The organism is Xanthomonas sp. SHU 199, assembly GCF_000364665.1.
GTDB lineage: Bacteria > Pseudomonadota > Gammaproteobacteria > Xanthomonadales > Xanthomonadaceae > Xanthomonas_A > Xanthomonas_A sontii.
Window position 1 is genome coordinate 1 of record NZ_AQOI01000098.1, and the last position, 26298, is coordinate 26298.

21 protein-coding genes are annotated in these 26298 nt (G+C 68.4%); 10 read left to right on the forward strand and 11 right to left on the reverse strand.

The annotated features are described in order from the left end of the window. The first annotated feature begins 23 nt into the window (after positions 1-23). The gene (gene glyS / locus D183_RS0104630; RefSeq protein WP_017907966.1) at positions 24-2243 is read left to right on the forward strand and encodes a glycine--tRNA ligase subunit beta; all 2220 of its coding nucleotides are present in this window, start codon (positions 24-26) and stop codon (positions 2241-2243) included. 477 nt (positions 2244-2720) lie between these two features. Here glyS and rep read toward each other — a convergent pair whose 3' ends face one another. Next, positions 2721-4697 carry a DNA helicase Rep gene (gene rep, locus D183_RS0104635; protein ID WP_026144192.1) on the reverse strand — a complete coding sequence of 659 codons (1977 nt, stop codon included), beginning with the start codon at positions 4695-4697 and terminating at the stop codon, positions 2721-2723. A gap of 132 nt (positions 4698-4829) precedes the next feature. Here rep and D183_RS0104640 point away from each other — a divergent pair, with 132 nt between their 5' ends. Continuing rightward, positions 4830-5450, forward strand: a complete 621-nt coding sequence (locus tag D183_RS0104640) for a thymidine kinase (RefSeq protein ID WP_017907968.1) — start codon at positions 4830-4832, stop codon at positions 5448-5450. A 165-nt stretch (positions 5451-5615) separates the two neighbouring features. Continuing rightward, positions 5616-6380, forward strand: coding sequence for a sel1 repeat family protein (locus D183_RS0104645; protein ID WP_017907969.1), 765 nt, complete (start codon positions 5616-5618; stop codon positions 6378-6380). Between the two features lie 219 nt (positions 6381-6599). On the opposite strand, the gene D183_RS0104650 is transcribed toward D183_RS0104645, so the two are convergent. Beyond that, entirely contained in the window at positions 6600-8204 is a 1605-nt protein-coding gene (locus tag D183_RS0104650) for a glucan biosynthesis protein (protein ID WP_039726155.1), read from the reverse strand. Positions 8205-8607: 403 nt separating this feature from the next. Then, entirely contained in the window at positions 8608-9420 is an 813-nt protein-coding gene (gene mutM, locus D183_RS0104655) for a bifunctional DNA-formamidopyrimidine glycosylase/DNA-(apurinic or apyrimidinic site) lyase (protein ID WP_017907971.1), read from the reverse strand. Positions 9421-9593: 173 nt separating this feature from the next. Here mutM and D183_RS0104660 point away from each other — a divergent pair, with 173 nt between their 5' ends. Further along, positions 9594-10607 carry a cytoplasmic protein gene (locus D183_RS0104660; protein ID WP_157835175.1) on the forward strand — a complete coding sequence of 338 codons (1014 nt, stop codon included), beginning with the start codon at positions 9594-9596 and terminating at the stop codon, positions 10605-10607. A 7-nt stretch (positions 10608-10614) separates the two neighbouring features. Continuing rightward, the gene (locus D183_RS0104665; protein WP_157835176.1) at positions 10615-10917 is read left to right on the forward strand and encodes a hypothetical protein; all 303 of its coding nucleotides are present in this window, start codon (positions 10615-10617) and stop codon (positions 10915-10917) included. On the opposite strand, the gene D183_RS0104670 is transcribed toward D183_RS0104665, so the two are convergent. Further along, positions 10883-11290 (reverse strand): EF-hand domain-containing protein, encoded by a 408-nt coding sequence (locus D183_RS0104670; RefSeq protein WP_017907973.1) that lies wholly within the window; start codon positions 11288-11290, stop codon positions 10883-10885. The two genes, D183_RS0104665 and D183_RS0104670, sit on opposite strands and share 35 nt — an antisense overlap. Next, positions 11287-12483, reverse strand: coding sequence for a DesA family fatty acid desaturase (locus tag D183_RS0104675; protein ID WP_017907974.1), 1197 nt, complete (start codon positions 12481-12483; stop codon positions 11287-11289). The genes D183_RS0104670 and D183_RS0104675 overlap by 4 nt, the downstream gene beginning before the upstream one ends. 135 nt (positions 12484-12618) lie before the next feature. Between D183_RS0104675 and D183_RS0104680 the strand changes: the two genes are divergently transcribed. Continuing rightward, positions 12619-13461: an ABC transporter ATP-binding protein gene (locus D183_RS0104680; protein ID WP_026144195.1), complete on the forward strand. Its 843-nt coding sequence runs from the start codon at positions 12619-12621 to the stop codon at positions 13459-13461. 121 nt (positions 13462-13582) lie between these two features. Here D183_RS0104680 and D183_RS0104685 read toward each other — a convergent pair whose 3' ends face one another. Further along, complete coding sequence (locus D183_RS0104685) at positions 13583-13993, reverse strand: winged helix-turn-helix transcriptional regulator (protein WP_198527640.1); 411 nt, start codon at positions 13991-13993, stop codon at positions 13583-13585. A 175-nt stretch (positions 13994-14168) separates the two neighbouring features. Between D183_RS0104685 and D183_RS0104690 the strand changes: the two genes are divergently transcribed. Continuing rightward, a complete protein-coding gene (locus D183_RS0104690; protein WP_017907977.1) occupies positions 14169-15074 on the forward strand; it encodes an NmrA family NAD(P)-binding protein in 906 nt (301 codons plus the stop codon). A gap of 22 nt (positions 15075-15096) precedes the next feature. On the opposite strand, the gene mnmE is transcribed toward D183_RS0104690, so the two are convergent. From mnmE to rpmH, 5 genes are all read right to left on the reverse strand, one after another. Next, positions 15097-16440, reverse strand: coding sequence for a tRNA uridine-5-carboxymethylaminomethyl(34) synthesis GTPase MnmE (mnmE, locus tag D183_RS0104695; RefSeq protein ID WP_017907978.1), 1344 nt, complete (start codon positions 16438-16440; stop codon positions 15097-15099). Between the two features lie 32 nt (positions 16441-16472). Then, on the reverse strand, positions 16473-19214 hold the full coding sequence (locus tag D183_RS0104700; protein ID WP_017907979.1) for a polysaccharide deacetylase family protein: 2742 nt from the start codon (positions 19212-19214) through the stop codon (positions 16473-16475). Positions 19215-19315: 101 nt separating this feature from the next. Beyond that, the gene (gene yidC, locus D183_RS0104705; protein ID WP_017907980.1) at positions 19316-21046 is read right to left on the reverse strand and encodes a membrane protein insertase YidC; all 1731 of its coding nucleotides are present in this window, start codon (positions 21044-21046) and stop codon (positions 19316-19318) included. An 18-nt stretch (positions 21047-21064) separates the two neighbouring features. Next, the gene (rnpA, locus tag D183_RS0104710) at positions 21065-21502 is read right to left on the reverse strand and encodes a ribonuclease P protein component (protein WP_026144197.1); all 438 of its coding nucleotides are present in this window, start codon (positions 21500-21502) and stop codon (positions 21065-21067) included. A gap of 38 nt (positions 21503-21540) precedes the next feature. After that, positions 21541-21681: a 50S ribosomal protein L34 gene (gene rpmH, locus D183_RS0104715; RefSeq protein ID WP_003469983.1), complete on the reverse strand. Its 141-nt coding sequence runs from the start codon at positions 21679-21681 to the stop codon at positions 21541-21543. Between the two features lie 261 nt (positions 21682-21942). Here rpmH and dnaA point away from each other — a divergent pair, with 261 nt between their 5' ends. From dnaA to recF, 3 genes are all read left to right on the forward strand, one after another. Next, positions 21943-23283, forward strand: a complete 1341-nt coding sequence (gene dnaA, locus D183_RS0104720; protein WP_026144198.1) for a chromosomal replication initiator protein DnaA — start codon at positions 21943-21945, stop codon at positions 23281-23283. Between the two features lie 274 nt (positions 23284-23557). Continuing rightward, on the forward strand, positions 23558-24658 hold the full coding sequence (gene dnaN, locus D183_RS0104725) for a DNA polymerase III subunit beta (RefSeq protein ID WP_017907983.1): 1101 nt from the start codon (positions 23558-23560) through the stop codon (positions 24656-24658). A 484-nt stretch (positions 24659-25142) separates the two neighbouring features. After that, entirely contained in the window at positions 25143-26243 is a 1101-nt protein-coding gene (gene recF / locus D183_RS0104730; protein ID WP_017907984.1) for a DNA replication/repair protein RecF, read from the forward strand. Positions 26244-26298: the final 55 nt, after the last annotated feature.

The following is a 26298-nucleotide window of genomic DNA, read 5'->3' on the forward strand; positions in this document are numbered from 1 at the left end:
AAACCGCTAGCAAGGTCCGACACATGAGCCAACACCTTCCCCTGCTGATCGAACTGGGCACCGAGGAACTGCCGGTCAAGGCATTGCCGGGCCTGGCCCAGGCGCTGTTCGACGGCGTGATCGCCGGGCTGGAGAAGCGCGGCATCGCGGTCGAGCGCGGCGACGCCAAGCCGCTGTCCACGCCGCGCCGGCTGGCGGTGCTGCTGCCGGGCGTGGCCGTCGAGCAGCCGGAGCAGCGCGCGGAAGTGCTCGGCCCCTACCTCAACATCGCGCTGGATGCGGACGGCCAGCCGACCAAGGCGCTGCAGGGGTTCGCCGCCAAGGCCGGGATCGACTGGACCGCGCTGGAGCGCACCAGCGACGCCAAGGGCGAGCGCTTCGTGCACCGCGCGGTGAACCCGGGCGCGCGCACCGCCACGCTGCTGCCGGAGATCCTGCGCGAAGCGATCGCGGCGATGCCGATCCCCAAGCCGATGCGCTGGGGCGACCACGACTACGGTTTCGCCCGGCCGGTGCAGTGGCTGGTGCTGCTGTTCGGCGGCGAGGTGGTGCCGATGCCGCTGTTCGGCGTGGAGGCCGGCCGCGACAGCCGCGGCCACCGCTTCCTCCACGACGCGCCGGTGCCGCTGGCGCAGCCGGGCGACTACGTGGCAGCGCTGCAGGCCGCGCAGGTGCTGGTGGACCCGGACGTGCGCCGCGCGCGCATCGTCGCCGAGGTCGAGCAGGCCGCGCGTGAGGCCGGCGGCAGCGCGCGCATCGCCGCCGACAACCTGGAGCAGGTGGTGAACCTGGTCGAATGGCCGTCGGCGGTGCTGTGCAGGTTCGAGCCGGCGTTCCTGGCGGTGCCGCAGGAAGCGCTGATCGAGACCATGGAGAGCAACCAGAAGTTCTTCCCGGTGCTGGACGACGGTGGCAAGCTCACCGAGCACTTCATCGGCATCGCCAACATCGTCTCGCGCGACGTCGCCGAAGTGGCCAAGGGCTACGAGCGGGTGATCCGCCCGCGCTTCGCCGACGCCAAGTTCTTCTTCGACGAAGACCTCAAGCAGGGCCTGGAGGCGATGGGCGCCGGCCTGGCCAGCGTCACCTACCAGGCCAAGCTCGGCAGCATCGCCGACAAGGTACAGCGCGTGGCCGCGCTGGCCGAGGCGATCGCGGCGCAAGTCGGCGTGGATTCGACGCAGGCGCGCCGCGCCGCCGAACTGAGCAAGAACGACCTGCAGTCGCGCATGGTCAACGAATTCCCGGAACTGCAGGGCATCGCCGGCCGCCACTATGCCGTCGCCGCCGGCGAACCCAGCGAGATCGCCCTGGCGATCGACGAGGCCTACCAGCCGCGCTTCGCCGGCGACGACATCGCGCTGTCGCCGCTGGGCAAGGTGCTGGCGATCGCCGAACGCCTGGACACGCTGGCCGGCGGATTCGCCGCGGGGTTGAAGCCGACTGGCAACAAGGATCCGTTCGCGCTGCGGCGCAATGCGCTGGGGTTGGCTCGGACGGTGATTGAGTCGGGATTCGACTTGGATGTGCGCTCCCTTGTTGGAGAGGCGCTTTCTCAGATCGCCGCTATGAAGAATTTTCTGCAGTTTGATCAGCAGGCAAAGGCCTCGCAAAAAGCACAGAAGTCCGGAGTGGAAGTCTCTGGCATTAAGTTCGATGAGACTGGAGTCCCTGCGGGTCTTATCAACGAATTGTTTGACTTCATCCTTGACCGCCTGCGCGGCTACTACGCCGACAAGGGCGTGCCGGCGACGCAGTTCAATGCGGTGGCCGCGCTGTTCTCGGTCGCGGCTGAAGCCGCTCCTACGACGGCGCCGGCAACCGCGGCGCTGGGTTCGCTGTACGACTTCGACCGCCGCATCGACGCGATCGGCACCTTCGCCGCGTTGCCCGAGGCCGAGGCGCTGGCCGCGGCAAACAAGCGCATCCGCAACATCCTGCGCAAGGCCGAGGGCGAGATTCCGGCACAGGTCGACGCGGGCCTGCTGCGCGAGCCGGCCGAGCGCGCGCTGGCCGAAGCGGTGGAAGCGGCGATCGCCGAGACCGACGGCGCGCTGCGCCAGCACGACTACGTCACCGTGCTGAACTTCCTGGCGCGGCTGCGCCCGCAGGTGGACGCGTTCTTCGACGGGGTGATGGTCAACGCCGACGACCCGGCGCTGCGCCGCAACCGCCTGGCCCTGCTCAAGCGCCTGGGCGACCGCCTCGGCAGCGTCGCGGCGATCGAGCACCTGTCGGCGTAAGCAGCACAAGCGTCGAACCGGAGACGGGCCGCCTTGCGCGGCCCGTTCTCGTTTTGCGGGTGGAGCTCCTGCGGCAATGCGCTGCGCCAATGGCTTCGGGGCAGCGCAATGCGTCGGGACTGAAGTCCCTCCCACAGTGCAAGCTCCCTGCTGCCCGCATGCCCTGCAGGCGCGTTCGCTTGCGTCCTTCACAACAAGCGTGTGCAAGCGTCCGCGCTAAGCCCCTCTCCCGTCGGGAGAGGGGTTGGGGTGAGGGTCCGGCGCGAAGCGACATGCAGAGATTCAAGACACGAGGCTTCGCCCGACCCTCATCCGCCCCTTCGGGGCACCTTCCCCCAAAAAGGGGGCCGTGGTCCCGCAGGGAGAAGGAGCAGCTGGCAAGGCCCTGCGCACATCCGCACGTCCCCTCCCAGCCACGGCGCTCACAACGCACCCCGCCATTACGAATCCCCAATCCCAACTCCCCAATCCCGGCTCTCAATCAAACAACGCCTGGATCGCCGCCAGCCCCGCATTCGCGCGTTCCTTCTTGCGCGCCGCGTCGGCCACCGGATCGGCACCGTCGCGCTGCATTTCCTCGGCCGGGATCTCGTCGAAGAAGCGGCTGGGCTTGAGCCGGATATGCTCGCCGAACTTGCGGGTGAGCTTGCTGTAGCTCATCCACAGCTGCTCCTTGGCGCGGGTGATGCCCACGTACAGCAGACGCCGCTCTTCCTGCAGGTTGCCCTCTTCCAGGCTGACTTCGTGCGGCAGCACGCCGTCCTCGCAGCCGACGATGAACACGTAGCGGAACTCCAGGCCCTTGGACGCGTGCATGGTCATCATCCGCACCTGGTTGCCGCCGTCGTCCTTGTCGTTGCGCGACAGCAGCGCCAGCTGCGCGGCCAGGTCGCCGACGGTGGCGCCGCGCGGTCCGCCCTCGAACCACTTGGCCAGTTCCTCCAGGTTGCCGCGGCGGCGCTGGAAACTCGCTTCGTCCTTGCACTGGCTGCGCAGCTCGCGGATCAGCCCCGACTGCTCGGCGAGCTGGCGCACCACGTCGGCCGAGGACAGCGTGGTCGAGGCCGTGCGCAGTTCGTGCAGGATATCGACGAAGTCGCTCAGGCCGTTGGCCGCGCGCGGCGGCAACTGCTGCAGCGCGCCCACCGACTCGGCCGCGCGCGACATCGGCAGGTGCTTGGCCGAGGCCAGTTCGGCCAGCTTGGCCAGCGAGGTCGCGCCGACCTCGCGCTTGGGCGCCTGCACCGCGCGCAGGAACGCCGCGTCGTCGTCGGGATTGACCAGCAGGCGCAGCCAGGACAGCACGTCCTTGACCTCCTGCCGCTCCAGGAACGCGGTGCCGCCGGTGATGTGGTACGGCACGCTGGCCATCTGCAGCGCTTTTTCCAGCGGCCGCGACTGGAAGTTGCCGCGGAACAGGATGCAGAAGTCGCTCCACGGCACCTGCTTGGCGGTGCCCAGGTAGGCGATCTCAGCGGCGACCTTCTCCGCCTCGTGTTCGCTGTCGCGGCACTCCCACACGCGGATGCGCTCGCCGTCGGCCTGGTCGCTCCACAGCGTCTTCAGGTGCTCGTGCGGGTTGTGTGCGATCAACGCATTGGCCGCGCGCAGCACGCGGTTGGAGCAGCGGTAGTTCTGCTCCAGCTTGATGATCTGCAGGGCCGGATAGTCGCGGCCCATCTGCATCAGGTTTTCCGGGTTGGCGCCGCGCCAGGCGTAGATGCTCTGGTCGTCGTCGCCCACGCAGGTGAAGTTGCCGCGCGGGCCGGCCAGCATCTTCAGCAACCGGTACTGCGCGTCATTGGTGTCCTGGCTCTCGTCCACCAGCAGATAGCCGATGCGCTCGCGCCAGGCCATCACGATGTCCTCGTTCTCCTCCAGCACCTGCACCGGCAGGCGAATCAGGTCGTCGAAGTCCACCGCGTTGAAAGTGCTCAGCCGCGCCTGGTAGCGCTCGTACAGGCTGGCCGCCTCCTGCTCGCGGTTGCTGCGGGCCGCCGCCATCGCCTGCTCCGGCGACAGCCCGGCGTTCTTGGCGCGCGAGATCAGGTTCTTGGCGTCCTCGATGGCATCGGGCTTGGCGCCGGGCATCAGATCCTTGATCTGCGCGGCGGCATCGTCGGCGTCGAAGATCGAGAAGCCGCGCTTCAGGCCCACCGCGGCATGTTCGATCTGCAGGAACTTCAGGCCCAGGGCGTGGAAGGTGCAGATGGTCAGGCCGTCGGCGGCCTCGCTGCGGATGCGCTTGGCCACGCGCTCGCGCATTTCCTTGGCCGACTTGTTGGTGAAGGTGATCGCGGCGATGCGCTTGGCCGGGTAACGGCCGCTGGCGATCAGGTGCGCGATCTTTTCCACGATCACGCGGGTCTTGCCGCTGCCGGCGCCGGCCAGCACCAGCAACGGACCCTCGCAATGCAGGACCGCGGCGCGTTGGGGAGGATTGAGACCGTGCATGAAGACTTCCCTTGGCCGCGCATTGTAACGGGCACCGGCCGGCGCCGACGCCCCACCGCCGCGCCGGCGCTGAACCGGTTCGCGAACCGCCCGGCGGCCGGGGCGCGCGGCCGCCGCGCTAGAATCGGCGGCATGGCGAAACTGTATTTCTACTATTCGGCGATGAACGCCGGCAAGACCACCACGCTGCTGCAGTCGGCGCACAACTACCGCGAGCGCGGCATGCGCACGGCGATCCTGACGCCGCGGCTGGACCATCGCGCCGGCAGCGGGGTGGTCGCCTCGCGCATCGGCCTGCGCGCCGACGGCATGCCCTTCGTCGCCGACACCGATCTGCTGGCCACCCTCGAGGCCGACATCGCCAGCCACGGGCCGCTGCATTGCGTGCTGGTGGACGAAGCGCAGTTCCTCAGCCGCGCCCAGGTCTGGCAACTCAGCGAAGTGGTCGACCGGCTGCGCATCCCGGTGCTGTGCTACGGCCTGCGCACCGATTTCCGCGGCGAGCTGTTCGAGGGCAGCCAGTACCTGCTGGCCTGGGCCGACGAGCTGCAGGAGATCAAGACCATCTGCCACACCGGCAGCAAGGCGACGATGACCGTGCGCGTCGACGAGAACGGCCACGCGGTGCAGGATGGCCCGCAGGTGGAGATCGGCGGCAACGAGCGCTACGTGTCGGTCAGCCGCCCCGAGTTCAAGAAGATCATGCGCGGCGAAGGCCGCATCGATCCGCTGCAGATCGCACTGCCGCTGTAACTCGCATGCAACGCGCGACGCACCGCGCTTGTGCGTCGGATCGGACCGCGATGAACCGCCGCTGACGATTGCCGCGCAGGCGCCCGTGCCTATGCCATCAGTCTATGGAGCGCGCCCAGGCGGCATGCCTAGAATCGCGCCGATCGCACTCATGGGATGAGGAACATGCTTTCGTTCAAAGGATTTTTTGCCGGCAGCGGCACCGCACTGGCCTGTGCCCTGCTGCTCGCCCTGCCTGGCCCCGCCGCTGCGGCCCCGGGCGACCATACCTTCCAGGACATCCCGGCGCAGGTGCTCACCGACGGCTTCCTCGAGGCGCACCTGGACCTGTTCTATCGCCGCGCCGGCATCCGCGCCGACAAGAAGGGCGAGTACGCCGAGGCCAGGAAGCAGTACCAACTGGCCGCACGCTATGCCGACAAGCCGTCGCAGGCGCGGTTGGGCGAGATGTACTGGGAAGGCCAGGGCGGCGCCGCCGACCATACGATGGGCTTCCTCTGGATGGCGCTGGCCGCCGAGCGCGGCTACGACCAGTTCGGCGCACGCAAGATGGAGTACTGGAACCAGCTGACTCCCGACGAGCGCAAGCGCGCGGCCAAGCTCGACAAGTCGATGCTCGCCGACTACGGCGATCAGGTCGCCAAGCCGCGCCAGGAAGCGGTCCTGCGGCGCGAAGCGATGCGCAGCACCGGCGGCCTGCTCGGCCACTCCGGCGCGGCCGGCCCGCTGTCGATCAACGGCCCGCGCGGCGGCAGCATCGATCCGGAAGTGTTCTACGCCAAGCAGTTCTGGGAGCCGAGCGCGTATTGGAAGCTGCAGGACCAGGTGTGGGACGGGCGCACCCCGGGCCGGGTCGACATCGGCGATGTCGAGGACATCAGCACGGAAGGCGCGCCGACGACGACGCCGCAGGAGCCCGACAAGCACTGAACGCGGCGCCATTTTCGCGTCGGGACTGAAGTCCCTCCCACAACAGCCCAGTGCCGGGCCTGTGCGCCCCTGTGGGAGTGGCTCCAGCCGCGAGGCGCGAGGCGCGAGGCGCGAGGCGCACCAAGCTCGCACACCCGGCTGCGCCAGGACTGAAATGCGAGCGCAATGCCCGATCCAAGCACACGCACGCTGCCCGGCAGGCAGCGCGCGCGGTTGCGCTCAATACAGCTTGCGCTCGGCCGCCGGCGGCGGCGTCCACTGGTACAGCCAGGTTTCGGTGAGCGGACGCTCGCCGCTGCGCAGGTACAGGCGGATGTCGATCTGCTCGGTGCCGTCGTCCGGCGGCACCACGTCGAACATCGCGCGGTAGCCGGAAATCTCGTGCAGCGGCCGCGCCGAGACGATCTCGGTACGGCCGCGATTGAGCTGCAGCACCGCCTCGACCTTGGCGTCCTTCTCCTTGCCCAGCTTGGCCAGTTCGCCGCCGACGAAATCCACCGCGAAGCGCCACGAGAAGTAATGCCGCTTCTGCCCGACCACGCCGCCCAGGCCGGTACGCGTGGCCACGCAGTGCGCCAGCGGCGAGGACGCCGGCGCCTGTGCGCCCCAGTACAGGCGATAGCCGAACAGCAGCTCCTGGCCGGGCTGCGGCTTGTCCTGCGGATTCCAGAACGCGACGATGTTGTCGAAGGTCTCGTCGACGGTGGGGATCTCCACCAGTTGCACCGAGCCCTTGCCCCAGCCCTGCTTCGGCTCCACCCACAGGCATGGGCGCTTCTCGTAGAACACGCCGTCGTCCTGGTAATGATCGAAGTTGCGGTCGCGCTGCAGCAGGCCGAAGCCGCGCGGGTTCTCGTCGACGAACATGTTGAAGCGCAGGTGCGGCGGATTGCACAGCGGCCGCCAGATCCACTCGCCGCCGCCGGTCCACATCGCCAGGCCGTCGGTGTCGTGGATCTCCGGACGCCAGTCCCAATCCATGCGGCGGTCGTTCTCGCCCACCTGGTACATGCTGGTGCACGGCCCCAGGCCCAGGCGCTCGATGGTCTTGCGCGGATACAGCGCGCTGTCGATGTCCATCAGCAACACGTCGCCATTGGTGATCGCGAAGCGGTAGGCACCGGCCACGCTCGGCGAATCCAGCAGCGCGTACACCACCACCGTGTCCGAGCCGGCCTTGGGCTGCTCCAGCCAGTAGGCGATGAAGTCCGGGAATTCCTCCGGGCCGCCGGTGCCGGTATCGATCGCCAACCCGCGCGCCGACTGGCCGTACTGGCCCTCCTTGCCGACCGCACGGAAGTAGCTGGCGCCGAGGAACGCGGCGAAGTCGCGCTCGGTGTCCTGCTTGGTGTTGAGGCGGAAACCGGCGAAGCCCAGTTCCTTCGGCAGCGGCTTGCCCTTCAGCCCGCTGCTGCCGTAATCGAACGCCGCGCTGTCGTAGGCCAGTTCCTGCGCCTGCCCGTCGACCAGGTCGAACATGTGCACCGGCGTCTTGAAGTACAGGCCCAGGTGGAAGAACTTGGCCTGGAACTTCGGGCCCTGCTCGGCCGCCCACAACGCGTGGTCCTGGCGGTAGCGGATCGACTGGTACTGGTCCCAGGTCAAGCCCTCCACCGGCGCCGGCAGCGCCCGCTTGTGGCTCTGGTACGGCGCATCCGCCATGGCCCGCGCGTGGCCCTTGAGCCAGGCGTAGTCGAACGGCTGCGGCTTGCCCAGGCGGCGCAGGCCCACCGCGGGGGCCGCCTGGCCGAGCATCGGCATCGCCGGCAAGCCCATGGCGGCGAAGGCGGCGGCGGCGTTCTTGAGGAAATCGCGTCGTTGCATGGCCGGATCGAAACGGAAAAGGACGCCCATCATAGACAAGCGGCGCCGAAGGTGGCGGTGATGGATGGTGCCCATGGGTGCGAGCCCCGGACGCAGACGTGCTGGAGGTGGGCGGGCGGCCCCCGGCCGAGACAGTTGCCGACCCGACCACATCGGCGTCGCTATGCCCGAGTGGGCAAGGCCTCTTCGGGAGCCGCTAACGGCGCGACAAGGCCCACCGAGAAGCCCAGTGACATGTGCGCTTGAGCAGACCCGTTACCGGCAAGGCCCGTCGCGGCTGAATCGCGCTCGCGGTCGCGACGGCCCATCGTGCCGAGACGCTGCAAGAAGCGCGGTGCTGCCGGTGTCCCTGCGGACGCCGGACCGCCTTCGCCGGTGCGTGCAGCGCGATCGCGTTCGTTGCTCAGCGCTGGCAGTGGCCACACCAGACGCTGGCGCGTTGGCCGATGCTGGCGTGGCGCAGCGTGCGTCCGCAACGCTTGCAGGCCTCGCCCTCGCGGCCGTAGACCGACAGCTCCTGCTCGAAGTAGCCCGGCGCCCCGTCCGGGCTGATGAAATCGCGCAGGGTCGTGCCGCCGCGCTGGATCGCATAGCCCAGGATCGCCTTGGCTGCCTCGGCCAGGCATGCGTAGCGGGCACGCGAGACGTCGCCGGCCTCGCGCAGCGGACTGATGCCCGCCTGGAACAGGCTCTCGGCCGCATAGATGTTGCCTACCCCGACCACGATGCGCTGATCCATCAGGAAGGTCTTGACCGGCGCAGTGCGCCCGCGGCTGAGCCGGAACAGATGATCGCCGTCGAACGCATCGGACAGCGGCTCCGGCCCCAGTTCGGCGAGCAGCGGATGGGTCTCGCCCGGCGCTTGCCACAGCAGGCAACCGAACCGACGCGGATCGTTGAAGCGGAGCACCCGGCCGTCTTCCAGGCTGATATCGACGTGGTCGTGCGCCCGCGGCGGCGTGTCGCCCGGCAGCACGCGCAAACTGCCGGACATGCCCAGATGCAACAGCGCACTGCCGACCGCGGTGTCCAGCAACAGATACTTGGCCCGCCGGCGAATGCCGTCGATGCGTTGCCCGGGCAACCGCTCGGCCACCTCCGGCGGAATCGGCCAACGCAGATCCGGCCGCCGCAGGATCACCCCATGGATGCGCCGCCCCGACAGATGCGGCTCCAGGCCGCGCCGGGTGGTTTCGACTTCGGGGAGTTCGGGCATGATGGTACGGTCGCGGAGAGTCGATAGCGGGATTCGGAAACTGTAACACCAGGGTGATGTCGCTCTTGTCTGTAAGCAGGGACGCGCTGATCTCGGTGCAGATAGCCGGCAGCTCCATCGGACGTGAGCCACGCGCCCGTCAAGGAAGCGCAATTTTCAAGGAGATGAATCCAATGTCCCAGATGACGTATCGCCTGTTGTCGGCGCTGCTGTTTTTCGCTGCAGCGACGGTTTCTGCGCTCGCCTGTGCTGAAGAGATGGAGGAACGCACCGCAATTTTCGAAGGTGCAAGATCCGCCATGAAGAGTGGCGACATCGCGGCGCTCGAACGGCAATCGGCGGTCTATCGAACGAAGCAATCCAGGACCTCCAGTGGCGTCTGGAAATTGAGCCTGTTGCATAGCGGCGTCGGTCGCTATTTACGCACTGGGTCATACAGCGAGGCGGCGTGGGCGGAAAAGGAGAGCGTCGCCAAGCGTTGGATCGCGGCATATCCAAAGTCTCCCAGCGCACGAATCGCCTATGCGGCATGGCTCTCCAGTCGCGCCTGGAGCCATCGCGGCAATGGCTATGCCAATACGGTCCGTCCGCAGGACTGGGCGCCGTTCAAGGCCGGCATCGAAGCGACCCGGCAGTATCTTGAAGACAACAAGCAGATCGCGTCGCTGGATCCTGAGTGGTACGTCGAGATGGAAGGGGTCGCCAAGGTACAGCAGTGGGGCGATGACAGGTTCCAGGCGCTGATCGACGAGGCGATGGCGCGGCACCCCGCGTATTACGAGATCTATTTCCAGGCGATCGAGTTCTATTCGCCCAAATGGGGAGGCAACGCCACCGACATCGAACGCTTCGCCGCAATGGCGATGGAACGCACGCGGGCACGTGAGGGCAAGGGACTGTACGCACGCATCTATTGGTACGCCTCGCAATCGATCTATGACGAACGCTTGTTCACCGAATCGCTGGCGCGCTGGTCGACCATGCGCGCTGGCATCGACGACGTGCTCAAAGTCTATGCGGACGAATGGAATTTGCAGAATTTTGCCCGCTTCGCCTGCCTGGCGCGCGATCGGGAGAAAGCCCTGGAACTGATCGAACGCGTGCGCGGACCCACCTATACCGAGGTCTGGAAAGGGGAAGAGAATTTCCAGCGCTGCAAGGCCTGGGTCTTGGAGGGCGTCACCTGATGCGCGAATGTCTTTGGATCCCGGATCGCGAGGCGACGTCGCGCTGATGCGGATAAAAGCCATCACCATGCTGCCGTCCATGCACCGCAAGCTTACGACGATGTATTGCTTGCTCGCCTGGGTGATGGTCAGCCTTCAGATGCATACGACCGCCATTGCCTTTCTTTCCGTGGCGCTGCTGCACCTGGTTTCTGCTCGCAGACTCGCCTCGGCGCCGGACGCCGCAGCGCCAGCCCCGGAATCGGCGAGCACAGCGCCCGCCGGATCGGCGTCCCCTACTGCGGCGGCGCAGCCAACTCCCGCGCGCTGAGGTAGCCGTCGCCGTTGGTGTCCTGCTTGCGGAAGCGGGCGGTCAGGGTGGCCAGGTGCTGTGCGCGGGTGATCGGCGGACCGCGGCCGCCGGGCAATTCGGCGGGGCTGAGCACGCCGTCATGATCGAGGTCGCGCGCGTCGAAGGCGTAGCTCATCCAGGCCAGGTATTCGTCCAGGCTGACGCGGCCGTCGCCGTCGCAGTCCATGCGCTGCAGGTAGCTGGTGGTGCTGTCGATCGCCTGCGCGTGGGCGCTGACGATACCGCCGGCCAACAGGGTGCAGGCGATGCGCAGCGTCAGTCCGGCCAGTAACGACGAACGCCGCGCAAGGCGGCGTTCGTGCGACGGGATATGCGGTGCGCCGCGGATCATGCCAGGGCGTAGCCCTTCAGCCGCGCGGCGTAGGCCTGCAGCGCGGCGATGCCGCTGGCTTCGGCGTCGTGGCACCAGGCCTGCAGGTGCTTGAGACGTTCGCTGGCGTCATGGGTGCGCGCTTCCAGCAGGGCCGCCAGGCGGGCGCGATGCTCGACCAGCGTGCGCATGCGCGGGCGCTGCGCCACCCAGTGCTGCAGCTGTTCGCGCGCGTCGGGCTTGAGCCAGCGGCCATCGTCGACCAGGCCCTTGCGCAGGCGCCGCGGCAGCAGCTTGCGCAGCTTGGCGCCGGCCTGCGCGGCTTCTTCCTTGAGCGCGGGCTTGAACACGTTGCGCTGGTAATCGGTCATCGCCTGGAAGCGATGCGACAGCAGCGCGCGCAGGGTGTCGGCGTCGGGCACGGCGATGTTCGGGCGCACGTCCAGGGTCGGCGCCACGCGCAGGATCTTGGCCAGGCGCAGGGCGGCCAGCGCGCGGATCGCGATCCAGCCGATGTCCAGTTCCCAACGGCGCATCGAGAAGCGCGCCGAGCTGGGGAAGGCATGGTGGTTGTTGTGCAGTTCTTCGCCGCCGATCCACAGCGCCCACGGCGTCAGATTGGTCGAGGTGTCGGCGGACTCGAAGTTGCGGTAGCCCCACCAGTGGCCCAGGCCGTTGATCACGCCGGCGGCCCAGAACGGGATCCACGCCATCTGCAGCGCCCACAGCGCGATGCCGGGCAGGCCGAACAGCGCGAAGTTGACCGCGAACAGCGCCACCGGCCCCAGGTTCGCGTACGGGGTATACAGGTGCCGCTCGATCCAGTCGTCCGGTGCGCCCTTGCCGTACTGCTCGATGTCGCCGCGCTGGGTGCGCGCTTCGCGGTACAACTCCACGCCGCGCCAGAACACGCGGGCGATGCCCTTGGTCTGCGGGCTGTGCGGGTCTTCCTCGGTCTCCACCTTGGCGTGGTGCTTGCGATGGATCGCCACCCACTCCTTGGTGATCATCGAGGTGGTGAACCAGGTCCAGAAGCGGAAGAAGTGCGACAGCAGCGGATGGAAGTCCACGCCGCGATGCGCCTGGCTGCGGTGCAAGTACAGCGTCACCGCGAAGATGGTGAGCTGGGTGAACAGCAGCAGCACGGCCAGCATGCCCCACCAGCCAACGCCGAGCAGGCCGTTGCCAAGGAAGTCGAGGATCGCGTCGAACATTGCCAGAAGCTCCAGAGCGTAAGACGGCGTGAGGGGATGACGACATGATGGGGGTTGCGGGCGCAAACTTCACCCGGCGCTCGCGTATGGTATTCAGCCGCCAAGCGCTTCCGATCACAGAACGGTTTCGGTTCCATGTCAGCCGCCTCTTCCCAAGCAACCCCCGTGCCAGCGGCCACGCCGTTGATCGAACTCGATCGCGCCAGCGTCGTCCGCGGCCAGGTCCGCGTGCTGCACGCGTTGAGCCTGCGCATCGCGCTCGGCCAGCACACCGCGATCCTCGGCCCGAACGGCTGCGGCAAATCCTCGTTCATCAAGCTCATCACCCGCGAGCTGTATCCGCTGGCGCGCGCCGGCGAGGAGCCGGCGGTGCGGGTGCTCGGCCAGAGCCGCTGGCAGGTGGATCGGCTGCGCAGCCAGTTGGGCATCGTCACCGGCGACCTCAGCGTCAATCTCGCCGACATGCCCGGGCTGGACGTGGAAAGCGCGGTGCTGTCCGGGTTCTTCGCCAGCTACGTGGTGCCGCCGCACCGCGAGGTGACCGACGCGATGCGCGACCGCGCGCGCGAGGCGCTGCAGGCGGCGCACGCATTGCCGCTGCTGCGGCGTCCCTATGCCGAACTGTCGGCCGGCGAGACCCGGCGCGTGCTGATCGCGCGTGCGCTGGTCAACCGGCCACAGGCGTTGCTGCTGGACGAACCCGGTACCGGTCTGGACCTGGTCGCTCGCGAGCACCTGCTGGCGACGATGCGCGATCTCGCGCGGCAAGGCATCACCCTGGTGCTGGTCACCCACCACATCGAGGAGATCGTGCCGGAGATCGCACGGGTGATCCTGCTGCGCGAGGGCCAGGTGTACGCCGACGGCACGCGCGAGGACCTGCTGGCCGATGCGCCACTGTCGGCAGTGTTCGGCGGGCCGGTGCGGGTGCAGCGCGACGGCGACAGCTACAGCGCGCGGGTGGTTGCGGAGAGCTGATCCGCGGTTGCCGAATTCGGCCATTTGGAGCCGTCGGGGTGGCGGGTAATGCGGGAATGTCCGTAGTAGCGGCTTCCGCCGCGACCGGGCGTTCTCGGTAAAGCCGCTCGTACGGGACGCGTCAACCGTACGCGGCGCCCGCCGCCCGCGCCGGTGCATCGGCCTCGAACGCAGCACGTGCGCTGCGGATCTGCGCGTGATGGTCCGCAGCCCAGCGCACCAGCGGCGCCAGCACCACGCTCAACGATTGCCCCAGTGGGGTGAGCCGGTACTCCACGCCGGGCGGCACGGTCGGCAGCACCTCGCGGGCGACCAGCCCTTCGCGCTGCAGGTCGCGCAGGGTCTGGGTCAGCATGCGCTGGGAGATGTCCGGCACCGCGCGGCGCAGTTCGCCGAAGCGGTGCGGGCGTTCGGCCAGCAGCATCACGAACAGGGTGCTCCACTTGTCGCCGATCTGCGCCAGGACGTCGCGCACTGGGCACTGGTCGATGGCCATGCCGGCGCGCTGGTAGTCCTGCAGTTGCTGGCTCATCAGCGGGTCGCAGGCAGCGACCGGCGGTACGACGGTGTCCATGGTGGTTACCTCGGGGTAATCAGGGGCGGAAAAAGTGCCGTCTTTACAGGTCGGCCAAGGTCTCTAGGATAGACCAGGTTCCTTTTCCAGACCATGGCGTCCTGCGACGCCGCCCTTCCTCAGGAGACCTGTCATGTCCGCATCTTCCGATTCCCTGCTCGTCACCGGCGCCGGCGGCCAGTTCGGCCAGCGCGTGCTCGCGCACCTGCTCGACACCCTGCAGATCGCGCCATCTCGCGTGGTGGCGATGACCCGCCAACCCGAGCGCATGGCGGCCTGGGCTGCACGCGGCGTGGACGTGCGCCACGGCGATTTCGACGACGCCGCTTCGCTCGACGCGGCGTTCCGCGGCGCCGCCCGCGTGCTGCTGATCAGCACCGACGCGCTGGACCGCCCCGGCCACCGCCTGCAGCAGCACCAGGCCGCGATCGCCGCCGCCGAACGCGCCGGCGTCGGCCACCTGGTCTACACCTCCTGCCCGGAACCGCACGACTCGCCGCTGCTGCTGGCCACGGATCACGCCGGCACCGAGGACAGCCTGGCCGCCAGCGCCCTGCCCGCCTGGACCGTACTGCGCAACCACTGGTACTTCGAAAACCTGTTCATGAGCCTGCCGTCGGTGCTGGCCTCGGGCCACTGGTACAGCGCGGCCGGCGACGGCGGCATCGCCCATATCGCCCGCGACGACCTGGCCCGCGCCGCCGCGGTCGCCCTGGCCGGCGGCGACGGCAAGCGCACGCTCACCCTCAGCGGCGCGCGCGCCTACACCACCGCCGAGATCGCCGCGCTGGTCGCGCAGGTGCTGGACGTGCAGATCCAGGTGGTGCCGGTACCGGTCGAAGGCCTGGTGCAGGGCATGGTCGGCGCAGGCCTGCCCGAGCCGGTCGCGCGCATCTACGCCTCGTTCGACACCAACACCGCCGCCGGCCGCGTCGCCACCGTCACCGGCGACTACCAGGCGCTGACCGGGCAGGCACCGCTGCCGTTCGAACAGTGGCTGCAGGACAATCGCGCGCAACTGGCAGGGCTGAAGCCGTAAGCGCACTCGGCAGCGCGACGGGCTATTTGCCGATACAGAAACTGGAGAAGATCCGCCCGAGCAGGTCGTCGGCACTGAGCGTGCCGACGATCTCGCCGAGCGCGGCATGGGCCAGGCGCAGTTCCTCGGCGGCCAGTTCCAGGCGTTCGTGCTGCAGTTCGACCGCCGCCGCGTCGGCATGCGTCGCGGCGCGCTGCAGCGCGTCGACGTGGCGGGCGCGCGCGGAGAATTCGCCGTCGCTACCCTCGCCGGCCGCGGCACCGGCGATCGCGCGCAACTGCGCGTGCAACTGCTCCAGCCCGCTGCCGGTAGCCGCAGAAACGTAGACGCGCTCGGCACTGGCCGCGGGCACGGCGGCGAGCAGGTCGCTCTTGTTGTGGATCCACAGGCGCTGCGGCACATCCGCGATGGCATCGGCGATCGCGGCCTGGCCGGCCGCGGCCTCGCGCGCGTCGAGCACGATCAGCGCCAGGTCGGCGCGCTGCAGTTCCTGGCGCGCGCGGCGCATGCCCTCGCGCTCGATCGCATCGCCGCCCTCGCGCAGGCCGGCGGTGTCGACCAGGGTCAGTTCCACACCGTCCAGGCGCACGGTCTCGTGCAAGGTGTCGCGGGTGGTGCCGGCGATGTCGGTGACGATGGCGCGGTCGCTGCCGGCCAGCGCGTTGAGCAGCGAACTCTTGCCGGCATTCGGCGGGCCGACCAGCACCGCGTGCAGGCCATCGCGCAGGCGCCGGCCGCGTTCGGCGTCGGCACGCAGCTGCTCTAGAGCCGCGCGCGCCTGCGCCAGGCCGGCGCGGACCTGCGCACCGCCCAGCGTGTCCAGCGCCTCGTCGGCGAAATCGATCGCCGCTTCGATGTGGATGCGCAGTCGGATCAGCTGTTCGGCCAGGTCGTCGACGCGACGCGAAAACACCCCGTCCAGCGAGCGCCGTGCCGCGCGTGCCGCGCGCAGGTCGCCGGCGGCGATCAGGTCGGCGATCGCCTCGGCCTGGGCCAGGTCCAGCTTGCGGTTGAGGAAGGCGCGCTCGCTGAATTCGCCCGGACGCGCCGGACGCGCGCCGAGTTCGCAGCAGCGTGCCACTAAGTGCCGCAGCAGCACCGGGCTGCCGTGCGCCTGCAGTTCCAGCACGTCCTCGCCGGTGAAGCTGCGCGGTGCCGGAAACCACAGCGCGATACCGTCGTCCACGATCTCGCCATGCGCGTCGCGAAAACGCGCGTAGCGCGCGCTGCGCGGCACCAGCGCGCCCAGGCCCAGCCCCTCGGCGATGGCCGCCGCCGCCGGACCGGACACGCGCACCACGCCGACGCCACCCGCGCCGGGAGCGGTGGCGATGGCGGCGATGGTCTCGGTGGCGGAAGACGGCATGGCGAAGGCGACAGGTTCGGCGGCGCGGTGGATCACAGCGTCTGCAGCTGGCCGCGGACGTAGGCGGCCGACGCTCCGTTGGGTTGCAGCTCCAGGTAGGTCTGGAAGGCGCGCTTGGCCTTGGCCGCATCGCCGAGCTGGCGGTAGGCGTCGCCCAGGTTGACGTAGGCCACCGCGCGCGAGGGATCGATCTTCAGCGTGTTCTCCAGCCAGCGCACGGCCTGCGCGTACTTGCCCTGGCGATAGTAGATGAAGCCCAGGTTGTTGGCCGCCAGCGCGAAGTCCGGGCGCAGCTTCAGCGCCTCGGTGAACTGCGCTTCGGCCTCGTCGTAGCGCTTCTCCTTGTACAGCTGCAGGCCGCGATCGTTGGCGCGCTGCGCACGCTGGCGGTCGGACACCGGACCGGCCGCGGCCGGCACCGCCAACGGGCGTTCGCCACCCTGCAGGTCCTTGACCACCACCGCCGGGTTGGACGCAGCGGGCGGTGCGTCGGCGCTGCTGGCGCCCGCGTTCGGGGTCGCGGTCGATGCCGGCGCCGCCGCATCGACGCGGTCGTTCATTGCGATCGCCGCCGAGGACAGTTGCTGGGTGCTGGCGGTGAGGAATTCCTCGCCCTCCGGCACCTGCAGCACGAACTCGCCGCCCTGCGAACCTGGCAGGCTGCCGAACGCGGGCGTTTGCTGCGAGATGCTCGACACCGCCGGCGCCACGTAGGCGGCCAGCTCGGTGCCGGTGATCAGGCCGTCGCCGTTGAGGTCGGCCTTGCCCGACAGCGCCTGCAGCAGCACCCAGGTGAACACCGAATGGCCGTTGGGGCCGCTGTCGGCGACCTGCTGGTCGGCGCCGCCGGCGGTGAGCATCTGTCGGGCGATGCGCCGCGCGTTCTCGCGCAGGTAGGCGCTGGTACCGCCGCCGCGGGTCAGGCCCAGACCGCTGTAGCAGGCGTCCATCACGAACAGCACGTGCTTGGCTTCCAGGCTTTCGGCGATGTCCTGGATCTCGGTCATCGGAATCGCGTCGGTGGCGAACTGCGCCGGGTCCGAGTCGGCCGGCACGATGTAGCCGAGGTCGCGCCCGGAGGCCAGCTTGCGGGTCGCGCCGTGGCCGGCGAAGAACACGAACACGCGGTCGTTCTTGCCGACGCCGCCGTGTGCGAGACGATCGTGGAAAGCGGCCAGGATGTTGTTGCGGGTCGCCTCCTGGTTCTTCAGCACGATCACCTGCGACGACGGGAAACCGAAGCTGCCGGTCAGCGTCTGCGCGATGGCCTGCGCATCGTTGGCCGCGTACTGCAGCTTGGGCCAGTGCGCGTAGTCGTCGATGCCGATGACGATGGCCCACGACTTGTCGTAGCCGCTGGTCACCGCCGGCGCGGCAGCGTTGCTGGCGGCGCGCGCCACGCTGAAGTCGCGCCCGTTCCAGGCGGCGAACTGGTAACCGTCGGCGCTGAGTCGGTCAAGGATCTGCGGCAACGCCTTGACCGTGCGTTCGTGGATGTCGTGGAACAGCAGGATGCCGCGCTGCTCGCGGCCGACCTGCTCGAGCACGCGCTGTACGATCGACTCCGGCACCGGGTCGGCCCAGTCCAGCGAATCCACGTTCCACATCACCGACTTCAGGCCGGCCTCGCCGAGGATCTGCATACCCTCGGCGTTGCGCGCGCCGTATGGGAAGCGGAACAGCGGCGCACGCTTGGCGTCGACCGCGCGCAGCATGCGGTCGGTGTCGAGGATCTGGCTGCGCAGCGCGGCGCCGGTTTCCTTGGACAGCTGCGCGTGGGTCAGGCTGTGGTTGCCGACGGTGTAGCCCTGCTCCATCAGGCTGCGGCTGACGCTGGCCAGCGGCGACAGGTCGACCTTGCCATCCGGCTCCAGCTTGCCCAGGTTGCGGCCGACTTCGAAGAACGTGGCCGGCACGTCGTAGCGCTTGAGGATGGCGACGATCTCGTCGGTGTACTCGCGATGCGGACCGTCGTCGAAACTCAGCACCACGGTCTTCGGCGGCAGGTCGCGGCCGAACACCTCGCGGTCGCTGTCCTTCATCGACATCGGGTACGGCGTGATCACGCCGTAGTCGCGCAGGATCGCCTCGCGCGTGTACAGCGTGCCCAGGTGGGCGACGTAGTCCTCCCACTTCTCGCGCTTCTGCACGATCGCGCGGGTACGGTCGAAGCGGCTGAAGATCGCGGTGATCTCGCGGTTGTAGGTGCGTTCGATCTCGTCGAGCGCTTCCAGGTCTTCGCCGATGCGCTGGTGCAGCTTGATCGCCGGCAGCGAGGAGTCCTTGCCGATGCGCACCTGCCAGTCGGCGAGAATCTCGCGGAATGCCAGGCGGTCGGCGTCGTACAGGTCCGGCGCCGATTCGACGTAGTCGAGCAGGCTGCCGACCGCGGCGAAGCGCTGCGGGTCGGGCAGCGCCAGCAGCGCATCGAACTGCTTGGCCAGCGCCTCGCGGCGCTCCAGGCCCTCGTGGAACAGCTGCTGGCCGACGCTGCTGGAGGTCTGTCGGTCGGCGGGCGACTGCTTGGCCTCGTCGGCCAGCAACACGATGATCTTGCGCTGCGCCGCCAGCTGCGCCTGCAGGCCTTGCAGCAGCGTCGTCGCCTGGGCCTGCAATGCGGGAGAGCCTGGAATGGCGATCGCCGGCGCCGATGTCGCGGGCTTGGACGGCGTCGCCGCGCTGTCGGCAGGCGTGCGCTGGCACGCGGCCAGCGCCAAGGCGAGCAGGCCGATCACGGCCACGGACGACGACAACGGACGATGGCGCTTGCGCATGACCACGGACTCGCGAGCAAGGCGCTACGGGAACAGCGCAGACGCCGGCGCCTTCCCCGGCCGCATGCGCAACGCCCGCCGGAGGGCGGGCGTTGTCGGGTTTACTTCTTGGCCTTGGCCGGCGGCTTGCCGCTGCCGCCACCACCGGCAGTGGCCGGTTCGCCGTGGCGCTTGGTCATCCACCACTGCTGCAGCAGACCCAGCGAACCGTTGGTGACCCAGTACAGCACCAGACCGGACGGCACGAAGGCCATCATCACGCCGAACACCAGCGGCATGAACTGCATCATCTTGGCCTGCACCGGATCCATGCCCGGCGACGGCGTCAGCTTCTGCGTCAGCCACATCACCGCCACGTTGATCACCGGCAGGATGAAATAGGGATCGCGCGCGGTCAGGTCCTGGATCCAGGCGAACCACGGCGCCTGGCGCAGTTCCACCGACTCCACCAGCACCCAGTACAGCGCGAAGAAAATCGGCATCTGGATCAGCACCGGCAGGCAGCCGCCCATCGGGTTGATCTTCTCCTTCTTGTACAGCTCCATCATCGCCGTCTGGAACTTCTGCTTGTCGTCGCCGTAGCGCTCCTTGAGCTGCTGGATGCGCGGCTGGAACTTGCGCATCTTGGCCATGCTCTTGTACTGCGCGGCCGACAGCGGATACAGCATCAGCTTCAGCAGCACCACCAGGCCGACGATCGACCAGCCCCAGTTGCCGAGCAGGCTGTGCAGGTGGCTGAGGATCCAGAACAGGCCCTGGCCGAGCAGCGCCATCAGCGAGAAGCGGCTGTAGTCGACCACGCGGTCGAGGCCGCGCACGTTCTCCTTGGCGATCTGGCTGACCAGCTTCGGGCCGACCCACAGCCGCGCCTCGGTGCTGGCGCTGGCGCCCGGCGCCACGGTGAAGCCCGGGCCGCGTGCTTCGATCACATGCCGCGGGCCGTCGTTGGACAGCACGTACAGCGCCTGCTGGTCGGCCTGCGGAATCCAGCCGGTGAAGAAGTGGTGCTGCAGCAGCGCGATCCAGCCGCCGGAGATGGTCTGGTTGAGCGGGCCGTCTTCCAGGTAGTCCTTGAACGCACGACGCTGGTAGCCGTCGGCCGGGCTGAACCAGGTGGCGCCGTTGAAGCTGAAGGAATCCGGGTTGGTCATGCCGCGGCTGACGATGGTCGGCACCCGGCTCAGCTTGCGGAACACGTAGCCTTGCCACGGCTTGCTGCCGTGGTTGACGACCTCGTCGCGCACCTGCACGGCGTAGTGGCCGCGCTGCAGGGTGTACACGCGACGAATGGTCACGCCGTCCGGGCCATTCCACACGAACGGCACCTGCAGGCTGTCCTGGCCCTTGGCTAGCACGTACTCCTGGCCCGGGTGTTCGGGGCGGAAGCCGCCCGGGCCCGGCGACGGCGAGTTGTGCTCGCCGACCCAGCCGCTGGTGGCGGTGTACGGATGCGCCGCGTCCTCGGTCAGCAGCTGCACCGGCGGGCTGCCCGGCTGCTTGGTCTGCGGGAACAGCAACAGGTCGGCGTCGAACACGCTGCGGCCGTCCAGGGTCAGGCGCAGCACGTCGGTGGTGACGGTGACCCGCGGCGCGGCGCTGGCCGCGGCGGTCTCGGGCGTGGTGCTGGCCGGCGCGGTGCCGGGCACCGTGGCCTGCGGAACGGCCGGCGCATGCGTGGCGCCGGCATCGGCGTCCTGCGCCGGCGGCACCGTGGTCGCCGCCGCGACCGTCGCCGCGGTGGCGTTCGGCGCGTGTTCCTTGTTCCACTCCATCCACAACAGCGCCGCGACCATCAGCCAGGCGAAAATCAGGAAAAGGCGGGTCTGGTTCATCGGACAGGCAAGCTCGGCTCAGCCAGAAGCAGGTTCTGACGTGGATGTGGGGGAAGAAGGACGATCGGGCGGCGGCATTGTGCCGTCCGCGGCCGGGGCCGGCAATGCGCCGGCGCGACGCAGCAGGCGCAGATAGGCCTGGCGCAGCTGCTCGCCGCTGGCCTGGGCGGCGGCGCTGCGCGCCACCACCACGTAGTCGCCGGGCTTCAGCCACGGCAACAGCTGCCGCGTGGCGTCGCGCAGCACGCGCTTGATGCGATTGCGCACGACCGCGCGCTTGTCGACCTTGCGCGACACCGCCAGACCCAGCCGCGCCGGGTGCGGCGCACTGCGCCAGTGCAGGCTCATCAGCGGCTCGGAACAGCGGCGCGCGGCATCGAACACGACGCGATATTCCGCAGACGTGCGAACCCGCGCAGAGCGAGGAAATCGCCTACGCGGGTCGGGATGATTCACGGTCCGGATTGCAGGCGCCGCCTGGGGCGGCGAAGCAATCAAGCGCTCAGGCGCTTACGGCCCTTGGCGCGGCGACGGGCCAGGATCTTGCGGCCGTCGGCGGTGGCCATACGGGCACGGAAGCCGTGGTCGCGCTTGCGCTTGAGGTTGCTGGGCTGGAAGGTGCGCTTGGTGGCCATCGGGGCGCTCTGATCTGAATGGGGCGGAAAGAACCGGAAATTCTATAGGACCCCTTACGCCGCGGTCAACTCCCTGTGACGACCGGAACGGAGCACGGCCGTGCCAGGCCTGTGGATGGATCTGTGAATAGCCGTGGGAAAACCATTCCCGACCCTGCGCGCCGGTGGTAGTCTGATCCATCCGCTTTCCTCTCCCACCGGCCGAATGCGCCGCGCCCGAGCGCGCCCTTCATGCCCGGTCTATCGACGAATTTAGATCTGATGGATGCTTGGCCCCGTTGCCTGGAACGTCTGGAAGCCGAATTTCCAGCCGAGGACGTTCACACTTGGTTGAAACCGCTGCAAGCCGAACAGCGCCATGACAACAGCATGGTGCTGTACGCCCCGAACGCCTTCATCGTCGAGCAGGTGCGCGAGCGCTACCTGCCGCGTATCCGCGAACTGCTGACCTATTTCGCCGGCAGCGGCGAGGTGCTGCTGCAGGTCGGCTCGCGTCCGCGCGCGCCGGAACCGGCCGCCGCCCCGCCCAGCGAGACCGCGGCCGCACGCACCCCGGCGCCGCCGTTGCTGGAGCCGTTCGCCGGCAACCTCGATTCGCACTACACCTTCGCCAACTTCGTCGAAGGCCGCAGCAACCAGCTCGGCCTGGCCGCGGCGGTGCAGGCCGCGCAGAAACCCGGCGACCGCGCGCACAACCCGCTGCTGCTGTACGGCGGCACCGGCCTGGGCAAGACCCATCTGATGTTCGCTGCCGGCAACGCCATGCGCGAGCAGAATCCGAACGCGCGGGTGATGTACCTGCGCTCGGAACAGTTCTTCAGCGCGATGATCCGTGCGCTGCAGGACAAGACCATGGACCAGTTCAAGCGCCAGTTCCAGCAGGTGGACGCGCTACTGATCGACGATATCCAGTTCTTCGCCGGCAAGGACCGCACCCAGGAAGAGTTCTTCCACACCTTCAACGCGCTGTTCGACGGCCGTCAGCAGATCATCCTGACCTGCGACCGCTACCCGCGCGAGGTCGAAGGGCTGGAGCCGCGACTGAAGTCGCGCCTGGCCTGGGGCCTGTCGGTGGCGATCGATCCGCCCGATTTCGAGACCCGCGCGGCGATCGTGCTGGCCAAGGCGCGCGAGCGCGGCGCGGAGATCCCCGACGACGTGGCGTTCCTGATCGCCAAGAAGATGCGCTCGAACGTGCGCGACCTGGAAGGCGCGCTCAACACGCTGGCGGCGCGCGCCAACTTCACCGGCCGCGCGATCACCACCGAGTTCGCCCAGGAAACCCTGCGCGACCTGCTCCGTGCGCAGCAGCAGGCGATCGGCATCCCCAACATCCAGAAGACCGTGGCCGACTACTACGGCCTGCAGATCAAGGATCTGCTGTCCAAGCGGCGCACGCGCTCGCTGGCGCGGCCGCGGCAGGTGGCGATGGCGCTGACTAAGGAGCTGACCGAACACAGCCTGCCGGAGATCGGCGATGCGTTCGCCGGGCGCGACCACACCACCGTGTTGCACGCCTGCCGGCAGATCAAGCACCTGATGGAAACCGACGGCAAGCTCCGCGAAGACTGGGACAAGCTGATCCGCAAGCTCAGCGAGTAGTGCGGCGGCCCGGGTGGCGGACGCCGGATAAATCGGTGCATGACTTCGCGACAAATCCGGGAGAAACTGTGGATAAAGCGCGACGCGGCGGCGACGGCAAAACTATCCACAGGTTTCCCCACCAGTTCCGGGACAGTAGTACACGGGATTGAGGGCGCTAAAAATCTTTTGTTTTCAGTGGTTTGAGCTACATTTGCACCGAATTTCGCTCTACCATCACCACCAAGCTTTTGATTTATTCCACATCTTTTAAAGCATAGGGGCACGGAACCACATGCGTTTCACACTGCAGCGCGAAGCCTTCCTCAAGCCATTGGCGCAAGTCGTCAATGTGGTCGAACGCCGCCAGACCTTGCCGGTTCTGGCCAACTTCCTGGTGCAGGTGCAGGGTGGCCAGCTGTCGCTGACCGGTACCGATCTGGAAGTGGAAATGGTCTCGCGCATTGCGGTCGACGATGCCCAGGACGGCGAAACCACGATCCCGGCGCGCAAGCTGTTCGAGATCGTGCGTGCCCTGCCCGACGGCAGCAAGGTCACCGTCTCGCAGTCCGGCGACAAGATCACCGTACAGGCCGGGCGTAGCCGCTTCACCCTGGCCACGCTGCCAGCCAACGACTTCCCGTCGGTCGACGAAGTGGAAGCCACCGAGCGCGTGGTGGTGCCGGAAGCCGCGCTGAAGGAACTGATCGAGCGCACCGCGTTCGCGATGGCGCAGCAGGACGTGCGCTACTACCTCAACGGCCTGCTGTTCGACCTGCGCGACCAGACCCTGCGCTGCGTGGCCACCGACGGCCATCGCCTGGCGCTGTGCGAGACCGAGCTGGAGAACGCCGGCGGCGCCAAGCGCCAGATCATCGTGCCGCGCAAGGGCGTGACCGAGCTGCAGCGCCTGCTGGAAGGCGGCGAGCGCGAAGTCGAGCTGGAAGTCGGCCGCGCGCACGTGCGGGTCAAGCGCGACGATGTCACCTTTACCTCCAAGCTGATCGACGGTCGCTTCCCCGATTACGAAGCGGTGATACCGATCGGTGCCGACCGCGAGGTCAAGCTGGATCGCGAGATCCTGCGCGCATCGCTGCAGCGTGCGGCGATCCTGTCCAACGAGAAGTACCGCGGCGTGCGCGTGGAAGTCTCGCCGGGCCAGCTGAAGATCAGCGCGCATAACCCGGAACAGGAAGAAGCGCAGGAAGAAGTGGAAGCGGACACCAAGGTCAGCGACCTGGCGATCGGCTTCAACGTGAACTACCTGCTCGACGCGCTGTCCGCGCTGCGCGAGGAGTTCGTGGTGATCCAGCTGCGCGACGCCAACTCATCGGCGCTGGTCCGGGAAGCCAGCAGCGCCCGCTCGCGTCATGTGGTGATGCCGCTGCGTCTCTGACGGTTCCCGTTTCGTGTTCCACGTGGAACACGTGCGAAAGCGACCCGGCCTTCGTGCCGGGTTTTCTTTTTGTGGCATCCAAAGGTCAATACTGCCGCGGTAAGTAGGTTCCGTTGCCACTGGCGGGCCGGCGCAGGCGGTGCAGTGGCATTACCCGCCCAACGCGCACGGGCCACTGGCGTGTCTCCAAGAGACGCGCTCCCGGACATCGGCGGTAGCACCCCAGTCTCAAAGGGCGAGGTAGGCTGTGTGGGACGCGGCGTGCCTGCGTTCGCCTGGCCGGCCCATGGACCCCACGCCTCCCAACTGCCCGTGCGAGTCCATCCGCCCTAATCACGCGGATACCGCTGTGCAGGACGCTGCCAACTTGTCACGAACGCGGTCGTCCTAACAACGCCCGCGAGCCGTTTTGGGTATGCTGCCGCCCTACCCCAAGCCCCGATCTGCGTGCGCCCGGTGCGAGCGCCTTCGCCTCTATCCCCGCATGCACGTCTCCCGTCTCGACTTCCACCACCTGCGCCGGTTCGCGGCGCTCGAGCTGGCGCCCGCGCCTGGACTGAACCTGATCACCGGCGACAACGGCGCCGGCAAGACCACGGTGCTCGAGGCGATGCACCTGATGGCGTATGGCCGCAGCTTCCGTGGTCGCGTGCGCGATGGGCTGGTCAGCCAGGGCCAGGACGCACTGGACGTGTTCGTCGAATGGCAGGAGCAGTCGGCTGAAGCCGGCGCGACACGCCGGCGCCGCGCCGGACTGCGCCACAGCGGTCAGGAATGGCGTGGCCGCCTCGATGGCCAGGACGTTGGCCACCTCGGCACCTTGTGTGCGGCGCTGGCGGTGGTGACCTTCGAGCCGGGCAGCCACCTGCTGGTCAGCGGCGGCGGCGAGCCCCGCCGCCGCTTCGTCGACTGGGGTTTGTTCCACGTGGAACCTGACTTCCTGTCCCTGTGGCGACGCTATGCTCGCGCGCTCAAGCAGCGCAATGCGCTGCTCAAGAGCGGTGGCAGCGGCGCGGCGCTGGATGCCTGGGATCACGAGCTCGCCGAGTCTGGTGAGCCGTTGACCTCGCGCCGTCAGGACTACCTGGACAGGTTGCTCCAGCGCCTGCTCGCCCTCGCCCCGGATCTGGCGCCAGCGCTGGGTATCTCACATCTGCAGTTCGCGCCCGGCTGGCGCCGCCAGGAGGTGTCGCTGGCCGACGCGCTACTGCTCAACCGCGAACGCGACCGTCAGCTCGGCTATACCTCTGCCGGTCCGCACCGGGCCGACTGGAGCCTCAGTTTTGCCGAGATTCCCGGCCGTGATGCGCTCTCCCGCGGCCAGGCCAAGCTCACCGCCCTGGCCTGCCTGCTGGCGCAGGCCGAGGACTACGCCGAGCAGCGCGGCGAATGGCCGGTGATCGCCTTGGACGATCTGGGCTCGGAGCTGGACCGCCACCACCAGGCTCGGGTGCTGGAGCGCCTGCGTGGCGGGCCGGCGCAGGTCTTTGTCACTGCCACCGAGACCCCGCAGGCGCTGGCCGACGTCAGCCTGCCGATCGCCCGGTTCCACGTGGAACATGGCCAGATCCTGGCCGTTTCCTAGGCCGCCGCGGGTCCGGCGGCCCGGGCTGCTATAATTTCCGCCAATCCCCTATCCA